Origin of the sequence: Moritella sp. F3, from assembly GCF_015082335.1 — a bacterium.
Classification (GTDB): Bacteria; Pseudomonadota; Gammaproteobacteria; order Enterobacterales; family Moritellaceae; genus Moritella.
On sequence record NZ_BLRL01000001.1, the window covers coordinates 345,699 to 361,109 of the forward strand.

The 15,411-nt window shown below is 40.3% G+C and carries 12 protein-coding genes; 3 read left to right on the forward strand and 9 right to left on the reverse strand.

The genetic code is table 11. From position 1 onward, the window contains the following. Nucleotides 1-103 precede the first annotated feature (103 nt). Nucleotides 104-1,255 (reverse strand): chromate efflux transporter, encoded by a 1,152-nt coding sequence (gene chrA / locus JFU56_RS01540; RefSeq protein WP_198435524.1) that lies wholly within the window; start codon nucleotides 1,253-1,255, stop codon nucleotides 104-106. A gap of 436 nt (nucleotides 1,256-1,691) precedes the next feature. Between chrA and JFU56_RS01545 the strand changes: the two genes are divergently transcribed. Beyond that, nucleotides 1,692-4,190, forward strand: a complete 2,499-nt coding sequence (locus JFU56_RS01545; protein ID WP_198435525.1) for a VolA/Pla-1 family phospholipase — start codon at nucleotides 1,692-1,694, stop codon at nucleotides 4,188-4,190. An 84-nt stretch (nucleotides 4,191-4,274) separates the two neighbouring features. Here JFU56_RS01545 and JFU56_RS01550 read toward each other — a convergent pair whose 3' ends face one another. Continuing rightward, on the reverse strand, nucleotides 4,275-4,772 hold the full coding sequence (locus JFU56_RS01550) for an AAA family ATPase (protein WP_242065794.1): 498 nt from the start codon (nucleotides 4,770-4,772) through the stop codon (nucleotides 4,275-4,277). 243 nt (nucleotides 4,773-5,015) lie between these two features. On the opposite strand from JFU56_RS01550, the gene JFU56_RS01555 reads away from it, so the two are divergent. Next, the gene (locus JFU56_RS01555; RefSeq protein WP_198435526.1) at nucleotides 5,016-5,915 is read left to right on the forward strand and encodes a hypothetical protein; all 900 of its coding nucleotides are present in this window, start codon (nucleotides 5,016-5,018) and stop codon (nucleotides 5,913-5,915) included. Between the two features lie 74 nt (nucleotides 5,916-5,989). Here the strand turns inward: JFU56_RS01555 and JFU56_RS01560 are convergent, their stop codons facing one another. The 6 genes from JFU56_RS01560 to JFU56_RS01585 form a co-directional block, all read right to left on the reverse strand. After that, entirely contained in the window at nucleotides 5,990-6,871 is an 882-nt protein-coding gene (locus tag JFU56_RS01560; protein WP_198435527.1) for an RNA polymerase sigma factor RpoD/SigA, read from the reverse strand. A 298-nt stretch (nucleotides 6,872-7,169) separates the two neighbouring features. After that, nucleotides 7,170-8,384 (reverse strand): NnrS family protein, encoded by a 1,215-nt coding sequence (locus JFU56_RS01565; protein WP_198435528.1) that lies wholly within the window; start codon nucleotides 8,382-8,384, stop codon nucleotides 7,170-7,172. A 150-nt stretch (nucleotides 8,385-8,534) separates the two neighbouring features. Further along, nucleotides 8,535-8,771, reverse strand: coding sequence for a FeoC-like transcriptional regulator (locus JFU56_RS01570; RefSeq protein ID WP_198435529.1), 237 nt, complete (start codon nucleotides 8,769-8,771; stop codon nucleotides 8,535-8,537). Then, nucleotides 8,734-11,046: a Fe(2+) transporter permease subunit FeoB gene (feoB, locus tag JFU56_RS01575; RefSeq protein ID WP_198435530.1), complete on the reverse strand. Its 2,313-nt coding sequence runs from the start codon at nucleotides 11,044-11,046 to the stop codon at nucleotides 8,734-8,736. The genes JFU56_RS01570 and feoB overlap by 38 nt, the downstream gene beginning before the upstream one ends. Continuing rightward, nucleotides 11,046-11,273 carry a FeoA family protein gene (locus JFU56_RS01580; RefSeq protein WP_198435531.1) on the reverse strand — a complete coding sequence of 76 codons (228 nt, stop codon included), beginning with the start codon at nucleotides 11,271-11,273 and terminating at the stop codon, nucleotides 11,046-11,048. Before JFU56_RS01580 ends, feoB begins: the two co-directional genes overlap by 1 nt. 319 nt (nucleotides 11,274-11,592) lie before the next feature. After that, on the reverse strand, nucleotides 11,593-13,425 hold the full coding sequence (locus JFU56_RS01585; protein WP_198435532.1) for an ABC transporter ATP-binding protein: 1,833 nt from the start codon (nucleotides 13,423-13,425) through the stop codon (nucleotides 11,593-11,595). Between the two features lie 299 nt (nucleotides 13,426-13,724). Between JFU56_RS01585 and JFU56_RS01590 the strand changes: the two genes are divergently transcribed. Next, on the forward strand, nucleotides 13,725-14,969 hold the full coding sequence (locus JFU56_RS01590; RefSeq protein ID WP_198435533.1) for an aromatic amino acid transport family protein: 1,245 nt from the start codon (nucleotides 13,725-13,727) through the stop codon (nucleotides 14,967-14,969). 121 nt (nucleotides 14,970-15,090) lie between these two features. Here the strand turns inward: JFU56_RS01590 and JFU56_RS01595 are convergent, their stop codons facing one another. Then, on the reverse strand, nucleotides 15,091-15,411 hold the full coding sequence (locus JFU56_RS01595; protein ID WP_198435534.1) for a YdbL family protein: 321 nt from the start codon (nucleotides 15,409-15,411) through the stop codon (nucleotides 15,091-15,093).

A 15,411-nucleotide genomic window follows, 5' to 3' on the forward strand; every position in this document is an offset into this window, starting at 1 on the left:
CCGTCACTTGGTTCTAATAGCGGAAGTATATCTTGTTTATAACAAAGTGAAAACCCAGTAATCATAGGGTTATAGCTACCTTAAATTACTGGGTTTGTTTATATTACATACCCATCACATAACCAAATGCAATAAAGCTAGCAACGACAGCCATAATCGGTAATTTCAATGTACGTAGCGCAAAGAAACCAACAATCACCGCAGCCATATCGACAGGGTTAATGATCGCAGAAGTAAATACCGGACTGTAAAGCGCTGACATAAGCAAGCCAACAACCGCAGCATTAATACCCCATACAGCACCCGAAACTTTAGGTTTAACCGCTAACGACTCCCAAGCACCATGGAAACCTAATACCAGTAAGAAACCAGGCAAAAAGATAGCAACTGTGGCAATTAGCGCACCCATTAATGGTGAATTAACTAATAAATCAGCACCTAAGAATGCAGACAATGAGAACATTGGACCTGGAACAGCCTGCGCCGCAGCATAACCCATTAAGAAACGGTCAGTATCAATCGCGTCACCTAAAGCTTGTTGCAACATAGGTAATACCACATGACCACCACCAAACACTAAGCTGCCCGACTGGAAGAAGTCAGCAAAGATAGTTAACCATGCAGGTGAATTAGTTAATAGCGGTAGACCAGCAAACAATACGGCGAAAATAGCGAGCGGTAAGTAATTAACGCCACCTTTGACAGCCGCAACAGAAGTTGTTTCAGCTGGTTTTTTAAGTTGCATACCCACAATTGCCGCAGCAATCAACACCAGCATTTGTGTTAATAAACTAGGCACAAGTAATAGAACAGCGGCAGTTACAACACAAATTGTGACTGTCGTACGTTCTTTACAAAAACCTTTGTACATATTCAGCGTTGCATCTGCAACGACCACAACCGCTAACAATTTCAGTCCATGGGTAATACTCACTAACCATGCTGCATCTTGTGTTGCGTCTGTTGTTGCTAAGATATAGAGCAATAATACCGAAGGGAATGTGAACGCAATAAAGGCAGTGAAACCACCGATAACACCCGCACGACGTAAACCGATTGCAAAACCGATCTGACTTGAACCTGGACCAGGTAAAAATTGGCTTAACGAAATTAATCTTGCATAGCTTTCGCTATCTATCCACTTTAGTTTTTGAACGAATGTTTTCTCGAAATAACCAATATGTGCAGCTGGGCCACCAAAACTGATCCACCCCAATGTAAAAAACTGCCAAAATACTTCAAATACTTGCTTCATTACTTTGCCTTTCCTAGCTGTTATGCGATACCAATTTCGCGCCCTTATTGTATTTCAGTTTTATGACAGTTATATGACAAAATCGAGATAATTAACGTTATATCAAGCGTCTGACATCGATAAATATACCACCACGGTTACGATTCATACCAACTCACTTTATACATCAACGTTCACTCTCAAAAATAAGATTATCACAGTATAAAACAGAACCGAACATCACATAAATTTTAATCCCAAGCCTTTATATGACAAAGTGTTATGAATTGTAAATAAATGAAAACATCCTTTCAATTCATAATCATATAGAAGAGCATACCACCAAGGTGGTAGCACCTAAGCAGTCGATTGTTTACTTACTATTACAAATAAAAAAATATAACACTTCGTTAACGCTGAAGAGTTAATTTTCTACATTCAAAAATCGGGATTATAAATGACAAATAAAACAATGCTGGCGATTACGATAGCAAGCGTACTTGGATTAACAGCCTGCGGAAATGATAAAACAGATCTAAGCAATAATACCGATAGCATCATTAAAGATTCCCTTAATCGTCAATCAAGTATCGCGTTTGATTTAATCTCTGCGGAAAAAACGGTATCAACACCCACTTATTTATTCATGGATAGCTCAGATGGCACGCTAAATATGCCTCTCAGTATTGGCGATGATCCCGCCGACCACAGTGATCCAGCGGTAGCGATGAGCAACACAGATGGTTGGAGCCCAACGCAGCCTTTCATCATTCAACTTAGTCTACCGACAGACATTACCCTCACAACAGATACAACGTTATTAGAGTCAGCCATTAAAATTGCCAAGGTTAAAGTATCAAGCGCGAAAATATTTACTATCCAAGACCCATCTGTAGATATATTAACGGCGGGTGTCGATTATGAGGTGATTTCAAACGGTACATCATTAACCGTATTACCGCTTAACGGTAGCCTAGAACACGGCAGTGACTATATCTATGCGATCACAGATACACTCGTCGATAGCACTGGTGATAAACTCGGCATGTCAAAGAGCTATGCGTCATTGAAAAATACTCAAATAGCTCAAGTTGGCACCGCTTTAGAAGTGCCACAAAAAATAGTTTGGCAAGCTGAAACCTTACTGGATTTTTACGGCATAGCCGATTATGAAAACATTATTTACTCAAGTTGGTTTACGACCTCTTCTGCTGGTGAAACGCTTTATTTTACAAAGTTGGCGACAGCCTTAACCCTAGAATCAATAAATAAACAAGGATCTGCAAATAAAATATGGCCTTTAGAAGAAGATTCACTTCTACCTAACACCGCGAATCCAAACAATATAGATCTGACAGGTTTATACAATCCAATGATAACTGCGTTAACGCCAGAGTCGATTGCATCTATGATGTTAAAGTCAACGGGGGTTAATATTATAGATTCAAACACTGAGGCCCAATTAAATAACCAAATTACAATTCACACAGGCTCGATTAAACTACCTTCTTTTCTTGAACGTGAGCTCGTCGATGATAAATGGAAAACAACACCCTGGCAAAGTGCGACGCCAAGCCTTGCTATTATTTCAGGTGTATTAGATTCAGGATCTGAGGCAGAAAAATTAGAGCTCGGTAGACAGCTAGATGTAGCAGGAGTTGACCTTGAAAATATGTCGGATCATGCCGAACAGCTAAAACTTGTTGGCAAATCATTCATGCTTAATGGAAAACAACTTGATAGCGAACGTTTAATCACTAAATACAGTCCATTGCCACAAGTGAAAGACGTTGAAGACGTTAATTTCTTATTAATTACCCCCACATTAGATAAATATGGAAACCCTGTTACAGCTGAAAATAAATTGCCAGTGGTTATCTATCAACACGGTATTACTTCTATTAAAGAGAATATCTTAGCCTCTGCCGACGCACTAACGAAGGGCTATGCAATACTGGCCATTGACTTACCACTGCATGGCGAGCGTGCGCTTGATGATGAAATTGTAACAACTCCTGCAACTGCAGATGTATTCTTGAACTTTGAATATCTCTCTGTTGGTCGCGATAACATGCGCCAAGCCGTAGCTGACCTACTCGGTTTACGTGCAGGTATAGCGATGATAGGTTCAGCGCAAGAGAGCAACTCATCAAACATAGAAAACACTGCATTTGACCTTCTTGATACAAAACATGTCAGTTTCTTCGGACATTCACTTGGCGCCATAACAGGCATTAGCTTGCAAGCAACAATTGATCGCCCTATCTTAGGCAATAATATGCGAGGTAATGATAGCTTCGCCATTGATAAAGCAGTATTTGCCAACCCTGGCGGTAGCATTCCATACTTGCTGCTCAATTCCGCAGTCTTTGGGGGGACGCTTAAACATAGCTTAATGATGGGAGCAAGTACTGATTACCAAGCCTTTGCACGTAGGTCATGTCGTATTATCGAAATGGGCTGTTTTAACAAATTCTACAAGAAGGCGGCAGATACGCCAGGAGCTCAAGCTACAATCGACAAGACATTCAAAAGCTTTGCAATTGCAGCTCAAACAGTGCTTGAAACAGTTGATCCATTTGCGCTGGCACGAAATATCGATGCGTTGACACCAATTTACCTCGCTCAAGTTAAAGGTGATATGGTCATCCCCAATATTGTAACGACTAACACAGGGGAAAGCACAGACAATAAAAATGCAGCGCCTTTCTCACCTATTGCAGGTACAACGCCACTAATCAAGCAACTGGGGCTAGATAATATTAGCATCGATAATACTACAATCAAAAAAGTGGCGTTAGTTAACATCGGCGAGCATAGCTCGGCAATTGCCTATAACAAGACGACACTAGGTGCAGATCAAATTGCTACAGATGAATTACAAAGCCAGATATCAAGCTTCTTAGCTGGTGACGGTACAATGGTGACAATTGAAAATAATACCCTACTTGATTAATCAAATAATCAAATGAGTACGTTCTCATAGCAAACCAGGATTTAATAATAAGCCTTGGTTTGTTATGACTCCTATTTAAAGCCCTTAGCTTGGAATATAGCGCCTTTCATCTGGGTGAGGTTCATAACTCAGCGCCATTCTCGCAACAATATCGGTAGGCACATTATGCGTGCTAGTGAATTCTCCACGGCAATGAATGATATACGGGGTGACGTCATAATTCAGTGCAATGTCTAACAGCGCTTTTAATTCCCACATACGAATACTGGTATTACTAACAATCACAGATTTTCCTTGGCCTAACGCCTCTTTTATATTGCGCTGACAAGACTCATGCGCATTTTTTATTTTACGCGCATCATAACAATACTCGCCCTGGCTATTAATGAAGTAATGGTCAGCCTCGCAGTGCACGGCATCAGGAATAGATTGCATATAGTGTTGCGCCAGAGTCGATTTACCCGACCCGGGAATACCGCGGATAATAAGCAAGCAAGGAAAAGTAGAAATTAGTGGTAATGATGTGGGCATAAAGGCTTGATAACAACATAAAGGAATTAATTGACTAGTATAAAGCATCATTTTATCCCTGCACAAGATCTGTAAATAAGGTCCTGTAAATAATTTTGATTAATGAAGTCCTTCATCAAACTTTAGAATGAGAACTGTCTTATAAACGTCCATAATTTAGTGATAAAGCCACACTTTTATATTTAATTTTTTTTAAAATGCACCGAACTATTTCAATCCTTTGATATCCAATACATAATCAGTTCCGTAATAATTATTTATTAACCACATCTATTCCAACAAATAAGTGACACCATGAACATTAAATTAATATCAGGCGTAATAATCGCCGGTCTTGCAGCTAGCTATGTTGGCGGTAAGTTTTACATGACAGACCAAATAGCAACTCAAATTGATGCCAAGATCATCGAAATGCAGCCAATGATTGATGTTAAGTATGGCGATTTAAGTGTTGAACCTATCACGCAAAAGATTCAATTACATGATGTGGTACTCAGCCCTGCTGATGGCAGTGAAAGTCCAATCAAGATTAACGAAATCACAGTGAATAACTTTGATACTTCATCAGACTTCCCTGCTGCGTTAGATCTTGCCTTAAACGGAATTTCAATCAGCATTGATGACATTGAACCAGAAACAGCTATGCAGCTACAAGAGCTTGGCTACAAAGATAATATGCTCATCAGCCTAGCGACTAAATATACTTACGTGGATAACGTAATGGATTGGCAGTTTAAGCTCAGCGCAGAAGATATGGGGAAAATCGATTACTCATTAAATATTGCTAATTTCGAGTTTGACCCAAAACAACCAATAACGCTGTTATTCTCTTATCCGAACTATCAGTTAAATTCAGCTGAATTTACTTATACAGATAAGTCGTTTATTGAACGCCTCATTAAACAAGAAGCACAAACAACAGGCACAAGTGTAGAAGAGCTGAAACAACGTATAACGGATAAAATAAATGCAATATTAGCAGCCGATCTTGCCAAAGGTAATAATGAATTAAGTGAAGCTGAACTAAGCGTTACAAAAAATGCGGCAGAATCGTTCATTAAATTTATTAACGACCCGAAAAGTATCACTGTTTCTATTAATCCAGTGCAAGCAGTAACATTGGGCGAGATAACACAGACTCAAAATGATCCACCTAAGTTAATAGCTTTACTTAACATGGCATTTAAAGCTTAAACTGATGTCTTAATCGTATAAATAATCAGTCATGTTAGCGAGTAGCATACTTAACTAACATGACTGTGTTTAACTTAAACACTCGTCGTACAGATAGAATCCGCTTCAAAATCAAAATCTTCTTTTACCAAATCATTCGCACATAACTGCTCTCGCACCTGGCTCAAACCATTACGAATAATCTGTCTGACTCGTTCACGCGAAATATCCATCAACTTAGCTATCGCTTCTAAGCTCATTGGATCTTGGCCTTTAAAACCAAAGCGCAAGCGAATAATATTCTGACTACGAACAGGTAAGTATTCTAATAACGCATCCATGTATTCGTAATAATCACATTTTTCATAGCGGATATCCGGCTGACAATTTGCTTCAGCGGCGACTAAATCTTTTAAGCTCGCAAGTAAATTATCACCACTGATGATCTCTTTATCCAATGAACCTTCATTGAAGTAATGGCCTAAGATATTCAACACTTTCCGCGGTGAAATCTTTAACTCTTGCGAGATCTTGGTGATCCCCTCATTTGTATCGAGATCAAGTCCAAGTTCAGAAGAGGCTTTGAGGATCTGTTTATAAACACGGGTAACATGAATCGGGATCCGGATCGTACGAGAATGGTTCATGATGTACTGCTCGATGTTATTCCTTATCCACCAAACCGCATAGGTTGAAAATCGACAGCCCCTCTCAGGATCAAATTTATCAACTGCATGCATTAACCCTGTATTACCCTCTTGAATAATTTCGTCCCAATCAAGCGAGTAATTTTGATATTTCTTTGCCACCATAAGCACCAATCTAAGGTTAGATTGGATCATCATATCTCGTGCAGCCTTATCTCCATTTGCTGCAGCAATCGCTGTGTCATATTCTTCTTGTTTAGACAGTAACTGACTAAACCGCTGTAGTTCATCAAAATACACGTCAAGTGCGCTGCTGGTTATGTTGCTCATTAATCGTCCCTGTTTATGATATAACATCATAGTAACACGGTATGTGACAGCTTGTTTTGTTTTATTGTAGTGATTATCACTAATTAAAAAATCACAACGAAACAAAACGTTAATCAAAAATGGGCTGGATAAGTTCAGGGGAATGAAATGTGACAGAGATCTCAGGGTGACCATAATAAGGAAGAGCAGCTAGCGCGCCTACTAGCCTGACCTTGTAGCTATTTTGACGACAAAACCGTGAATAACAAGTGACATATACAGCCACTTGTTATTCGTTTATTTAAACGTTTAATCAGTACTAGCCTGGACGACCATCCACTCTTGGTTTGAACAACATTGGCGCATAATGATAAACGAACAAGCCAAACGCGATTAACCAGAATGTAATGCTCACGTTAATAAAAGTAATATAATACTGCATCCAGAAAATCGGGCCAATTACTCGAATTGTTGCGGCAATAAATATACTCAAGAACCCCCCGAACATCGCTTTAGGCTGTTGTAGCATACGGCCAGTATGACCCAATGATACGCGAGATATCATGGCTAAAATTAATCCCCCCATACCGCCAACCGTAATTAGATGCCATAAATGACTCACAAAAGGGACTTGAATAAAGTAACTCATACCGACGGTAAATAATCCTGCCCAGATAAAGAACAGCGAACCATGTATTGACCATAACAGTGGTACACCAAACGTGATCCACGGTTTCCAACGACACCAGCGAATAGCTTGGCTTACACCAGAGAGCAGAAACAGAGTACCAAATACAGCGGCAGGCACAGTAAATAACGGCTGGAGTAATAGCAAGGCCGTAATGATCGCGAGGCTACCCGTTGCTAATTTTTCTAACCAAGGTAATGGTAATACCTTTGTCGTTTTAGTGCCGTTCGCCGTAAACATAGGCACAACACGACCCGCCATTACCGACATTAATACTGCCATCAAGGTAACAGACGCATAAGCCGCTTGGTTAACTGTCATGTTTGCTAAACCTAATTTAGCTAAATGCATTTCAAGGTTCGCAACTGTAAATAGCACTAATATCGGTACAAAAAACAAATTACGGTACTGTTTAATTTTCAGTAATGGTTTAGCCAAGATATAAGCGACAGCTGGTAAAAAGCTCAAATCAATCAGGATAATGACATAGTCATTTAATAGCGTAGGCAACCACATTGGTAACAACAGCGCGGCACGTCCCGCGAGCCAGAGCATGAATAATCCAAGTAAAGGTAACCCAGAAATACCACGCATCCCCGTCCAGTTTTGGATCGCGGTTAACAGAAAACCAGCAACAATAGCGCAGCCAAAACCGAATAGCATTTCATGTATATGCCACCATAGTCCGCCACCATAAGGTTGAAAGCTGATATGACCGGATAACATTGCGCCCCAGAGTAATAAAGCGATGACACTAAACAAAGCGCCAGCTAAGAAGAATGGGCGGAAGCCAAGACGTAACACAGGGAGGATTTTTTGTTCCTCAGCTAAGTCAGTAATTTGCATGGGTTTGACCTTTAAAATAAGAATTAGCTACAGTATATGAGTAAAAATAAGGGCTGTAATTGACAAAAGGCAAATACCCCACTTAATTAGTCAGGTATTTGCCTTTTTATTGATGCGATGGCTTTATTCGTTATTGGCTAGTTAACACATTTAATTGATAACCTTAATTGACAGTTCGCTTTCTGCATTCCAACGATAGCAAACATCACTCTTTAATTGTCCAAGTCGCGGACGTTCACTAATCGTTGTTGATATTTTTCCTTTCGCTATCCACAACGCTAACATCGCATCGATACCATCTTCGCTAATTGCAAATTTTTTAGCCAATTCAGCGCGACTGGTTTTGCCGTTAACAACAAGATGATCTTTCAGGCGCGTTAAAATCATATTGGCCCTTCTCCTCTTGTAGCTTTACTTTATTACCTTGTTTCTTCAATAGTGCAACAACGATCACCATAAGCACACTGAATAACCCTATCCAACCCATGCTTGATGCAGGGTGTGCTGCAAACTCAACAATTTGATAATACATAGCCGCTACAAAGTAGCCTAAGAACATCGTCCAACCAGCAATGAATACAGCAAATGGTCGACCGAATTCACGTACATACGCGCCCATCGCCGCAGCACAAGGCGTATATAGTAGAATAAACAATAAGAATGCAAAGGCTGCTGCGTCAGATCCGAAGCTGTCTTTTAAGTTACCAAAAATAGTCAAGTCGACTTCTTGATCCTCGGCAACAGCGCTCATATCCGTCAAATCACCAACATCAACACCCAGAGGATCTGAATAACTTAACTCCGAAAGATTGGCAGGAATAGATAATACCGCTTCTTTTAAACTCGCTAACAAATCAAATTCGGCATCATCACCTTCCGCACTTGAATACAAGCTATTCAAGGTACCAATCACCGCTTCCTTAGCAAAAATACCCGTGATAATACCCACGGTCGCTTGCCAGTTATCAGCTTGAATACCAATCGGGGCAAGTAAAGGGGTTGCCACTTGTGCAACTTGCGACAGTACCGAACTTTCAGTCTCTTCGTTACCAAAGCTACCGTCTGTACCCAATGAATTAAAGAAGCTTAAAAATGCCACCACTAAGACAATCGTTTTACCGGCACCAAAGACAAAACGTTTTAGTTTTTGCCAAGTAATAATCAGCATATTCTGCATCGTTGGTAATTCGTAATCAGGCATTTCCATGATAAAGCTATCACTGCGACCTGGGTAAAGGCTCCAGCGTAATAATAGCCCCGTGAATACCGCCACTAAAATACCAATAATGTATAAAGCAAAAACAATATTCTGACCATGTTCAGGGAAGAATGCCGCAGAGAATAATGCATAAACAGGTAAACGAGCACCACATGACATAAACGGTGCCATTGCAGCTGATAATCGACGTTCACGTTCATGCTCTAACGTACGCGTCGCCATAATAGCGGGCACATTACAGCCAAAGCCCAATACTAAAGGTACGAATGCTTTACCTGGCAAGCCAATTTTTTGCATTACTTTATCTAGTACAAAAGCCGCTCGCGCCATATAACCAGAGCTTTCCAGTAATGACAGAAACAGATACAAGCAACCAATCACCGGAATGAAGGTCGCAACCGTTTGTATACCACCACCAATACCATTGGCAATAATCGTGACCAGCCAGACTGGTAATACCCCATCGAGCAGATAATGACCACCATCAACTAACACACTGCCAAAGCTGATATCAAAGAAATCAATGAATGCGCCACCAATGTTTATCGAGAACATAAACATTAAATACATCACTGCAAAGAAGAACGGAATGCCGATGTATTTATTCAAGACTACCTGGTCAACTTTATCGCTGAATGAACGGCTTAACTTACCTTCCTGACGACGTACTTTATTACACAGCTGATGTAAAAATGTATAACGTACATTGGCAATATGGAAATCAGTTTCGACTGACTCAGCAACTTTATGCTTAACCTCTGATACCTGAATAAGGATATCTAGGTTTAGTAAGTCATTCACCAAACTGTCATTTTCTAATGCACGAACAGCCAGTGCGCGAGGCGCTACATTATGCTCATAAAAATGAATATCTAATTCGCTGATAGCCGCTTCTATTTCGGTTCCGTAATTCATCGCTAACGGAGTCGTCTTGACACCTTTTTGCACTAACGAATGTAAGTTTTGTTTAAATTCACTGACTTCGTTTTTAGCATTAGCAGACAGTGCTAATACCGGGCAACCAAGCGCCTTTTCTAATTTTTTAATATCTAATACTTGGCGTTGGCGCGCTAACACATCCATCTTGTTTAATACCACAACCATGGGGCGGCCTAACTCACGGAGTTGTAGCGTCATGTATAAACTGCGTTCTAAACAAGAAGCATCGACCACGTTAATGATCAGGTCAGCATCATGATTTAATGCCGCTTTCGAGGCAATCATTTCATCAACGCTGTTCACTTCATTGCTGCTGTCCAACGCATAGATACCGGGTAAATCAGTTAATAAGAAGTCATCACCCGCATGGCCATAACGACCTGTTTTTTTATCGACAGTCACACCAGCCCAGTTACCAACGCGTTGGTTAGCACCGGTTAAGGCATTAAATAAAGTCGTTTTACCACTATTTGGGTTACCAATGGTTAGGATTTGATACAACATTACACGGCCTCAACTTCAATTTGTTGCGCAAGTTGCTTACGAATAGCAACAGAAACACCACGCACAGATATTTGCAAAGGATCACCCATAGGTGCACGACGCATTAATGTTACTTCAGTCTGTGGTAATACACCCATCACCATTAATTTTTTGCGCGTGTCAGCGGGTAAAGCTGACATGTCGGTAATTTTGGCAACGGCACCATCGTTCAATAATGCTAACTTCATATCTGACCCAATCCTAATGATAACTATTATTATTAATATTCTACGCAGGCAGTATAAATAACTATTGATATGAATCAATACGCTATAAATAAAATCGCCAAAAACGCAATAAATTAACTATAAAGTAGTATTTTTATATAACAAGAGGATTTATCAATAAGAGAGGTATAACAAAAGGATATATGCAGCCCACCACTATGATGATTTTGTGAGCTACATATTTTAAGGCTAACAGTTATAAAGTGATTTTATAACTGTTACAGGCATTGCTATAAATTATTATACATAGCGATGCATTACTGTAATAAACTATAAATAACTAGGCGTTCTCACCTATAAAGCCACCGGTTTGGTGCGCCCAAAGTTGCGCATAAATACCCTTTTTCGCCAATAGTTCTTGATGTGAGCCCTGCTCTATCACGCGCCCTTCATCTAAAATAATCAAGCGATCCATCGCAGCAATGGTTGATAAACGATGCGCAATAGCAATCACGGTCTTACCGTCCATCAATTCATTAAGGCTATCTTGAATTGCTGATTCCACTTCAGAGTCTAACGCCGAGGTCGCTTCATCTAATACCAGAATTGGTGCATCTTTTAGCAACACGCGAGAAATAGCGATACGCTGACGCTGGCCACCAGAGAGTTTAACGCCACGCTCACCCACTTGTGCATCATAACCCTTGTTACCAAAGGTATCCGTCAACGTACTAATAAATTCATGCGCGCAAGCTTGTTTTGTCGCTTTCAATAATTGCGCTTCACTCGCGTCTGGGTCACCATACATAATATTATCGCGAATAGTACGATGTAATAACGATGTATCTTGGGTCACCATCCCGATTTGACCACGCAGGCTATCTTGCTGCACAGTACTGATATTTTGGCCATCAATTTTAATGGCACCCGATTCAACATCATGAAAACGCATTAGCAAGTTAACTAATGTCGACTTCCCAGCACCAGACCGCCCGACTAGACCGACTTTTTCACCGGCTTTTATCGTTAGATTTAAGTTATCAATAACACCAGCTGATTCACCGTAGTGGAAACTAATATTATCAAATTCGATTTCACCTGCAGAAACTGTTAATGGTTTCGCATTCGGCTTATCTTCAATCTCAATTGGTTTAGCCAAGGTATTCATGCCGTCAATCACAGTACCCATGTTTTCAAACAGGCCACCGATTTCCCACATGATCCATTTCGACATACTGTTTAGGCGCAGCGCTAAGCTGATCGCAACGGCAATAATACCAACACTTAAACTTGCATCTAACCACAACATGATCGAGATCGCAGCGACACCGAACAACAGCAAGTAATTCAATAGCTCTACGCAGAAAGTAAAACCCGTTACTAGGCGCATTTGTTTATGCACAGTCACCAAGAATTCGTCCATGCCTTCTTCGGCATATACCATTTCGCGGGAATTATGCGAGAACAATTTAACCGTCGTAATGTTGGTATAACTATCAACTAATCGGCCTGTCATCATAGAACGTGCATTCGCTTGTTCTGTCGAAATTTTCTTTAGCTTAGGTACAAAGTACAATTGAATCGCAATAAAGCCAACAAACCACGCCAGCATTGGTAGCATAAGGCGCATGTCAGCTTGGCCAATCATGACTAACATCGCGATGAAGTACACCGAGATATAGACCAGTACATCTAACAGTTTCATCACTGTTTCACGTACTGATAAGGCTGTTTGCATTACCTTAGTCGCAATACGACCAGCAAAGTCACTTTGGAAAAAAGACACACTTTGGCGTAATAAATAACGGTGCGCTAACCAGCGAATAGACATAGGATAATTACCCAGTAGTGTCTGGTGCATAATGAGCGAATGTAGTAACACCAGTAATGGCATTCCCACTAATATCAGTGCACTTAAACCAATTAAATTGGTGCTTTCTTCATTAAGAAAGTTTTGTGGTTCATGGTTTGATAACCAATCGACAAGCTGACCCATAAAGCCAAATAGCGACACTTCTAATATCGCAATCATCGCGCTTAATACAGCCATCGCTAATAAAGGCGACTCAAAACCACGCGTATAGTAACGGCAAAAAGCCACGAGATCTGTCGGCGGCTGTTCGGGTTGGTGTTTCGGGAATGCCGAAGACATTTTTTCAAAAAACTTAAACATAGAGGATTATTATCTGAGCAATTTAAAGACCGCACCATGGTACTACGGAATTGAGAAAGTGCGTAGTCTACATAGCTAGATTAGCAAGCCTAAGGCAGTGGTTTATCTTAAATTAAATCTAAAACAAAGCATGTAAATAATTATTTACACTTTAATTTACACTTTTTACACCAAAAACGTTTCACAAAGCCCTATAAAATAAGTAAACTCGCTCAATCTTAGCTATTTATCTATGCTCAAGGTATTTATCGTAAATATAAGTTTACACTATTTAATGATTATCCGTAATGGAACGTTTTATGACTTCGAATAAGATAGTAGGCAGTACCCTTATTGTTTCTGGCACCGCGCTTGGTGGTGGTATGTTAGCATTACCTCTTGCATCGGCTGGTTTAGGTTTTTATCCTGCAGCATTGTTGATCTTCGTTAACTGGGCTTTAATGACCTATACGGCTTTGTTGATGTTAGAAATTCATCAGCACGCTGAACAAGATGCAACACTTAACTCCCTAGCAAAAAACTTATTGGGTAAACCAGGTCAATATCTAGCGACCTTTGCTTCTTTCTTCTTATTCTATGCGCTTTGCGCAGCATACATCGCGGGTGGTGGCTCACAGCTGACTAACAAGATAAATGATTTCATGAGTTTAGAGTTAACGCCTCAGTTTGGCGCTATACTGCTAACTATCATAGTGGCGACAGTCGTGTCTATCGGAACACATTCAGTGGATCTGGTAAATCGCGTATTATTTAGTGTGAAAATCATTGTTTTAGCCTTAACGCTAAGCCTGTTATTTCCACACGTTGAAGCAATCAACCTATTAGAAATGCCTGTACAGCAAGGTTTACTATTGTCTGCGTTACCGGTGATCTTTACTTCGTTTGGTTTTCACGGCAGCATCCCCTCTATCGTCCGTTATGTTGGTGTTGATATTAAAACGCTGAAGAAAGTGATGATCTGTGGCGCATCTGCACCGTTAGTTATCTACCTTTTATGGCAAGCTGCGACTCAAGGTGTGTTGAGTCAGACAGATTTACTGGCTAATAACTCTTTAACGAGCTTCATTACATCACTGAGTTCTGTATTACAACAACCACAAGTCAGCCAATCTGTGTCTGTATTTGCAGATCTAGCATTAGCAACGTCGTTCTTAGGGGTGAGTTTAGGTTTGTTTGATTTGTTATCAGGCATGATGAAACGCGCTAATAGCACCCTTAACAGCAATGAAAGCAGCTCTACTATGAGCACTGATAGCAACTCACACCGAATGAAAACGGCACTTGTGACCTTCTTACCACCATTAGCTTTTGCCCTGTTTTACCCACAAGGTTTCATTACAGCTTTAGGTTATGCTGCAATTGCATTGGTGATATTAGCAATCTTCTTACCTGTTGCTATGGTAACAAAACAGCGTAAAGCACAAGCAAGCGGCTACCGTGTTGTCGGTGGAAATGTAACGCTAGTACTTGCTAGCTTGATGGGTTGTTTAATCATCGCGTCACAATTTTTACAAATGGCGGATGTGATCCCAGCGGTTGGTTAGAGCACTTAACAAAAACAGTGAATTGGCCATATAAATAAGCCCCGCTATCAATACATGATAGTGGGGCTTATTATTTAGTGCTGATTGTTATTTCAGAGAATTACTTTCGTTAATCTTTTAACTATTTCTTTTTCCACTGACCTGGAGCAGATTCAATAAACTGGCCTTTCTCTGTCATCGACATGGCTTTTTTCGCTGCACGGGCAGAGATAGCGTTCACGGTCACATTATGCTTAGTTGCTAACTCTTGATATTTAGCTTTACGTTTCTCATTTACTTCTTTGATTAACGCGTTTACTTCACCACTTGGCTTTACTGCTCCGAGGTAGCCATTAACTTGTTCGCCAACTAACCCAGCTTGTTTTGCGGATTGTAAATCAATTGCTTGTACCGAAAAAGACATCGCAAATAAAATAATTAAGGTTGAAAAAATTCTTTTCAT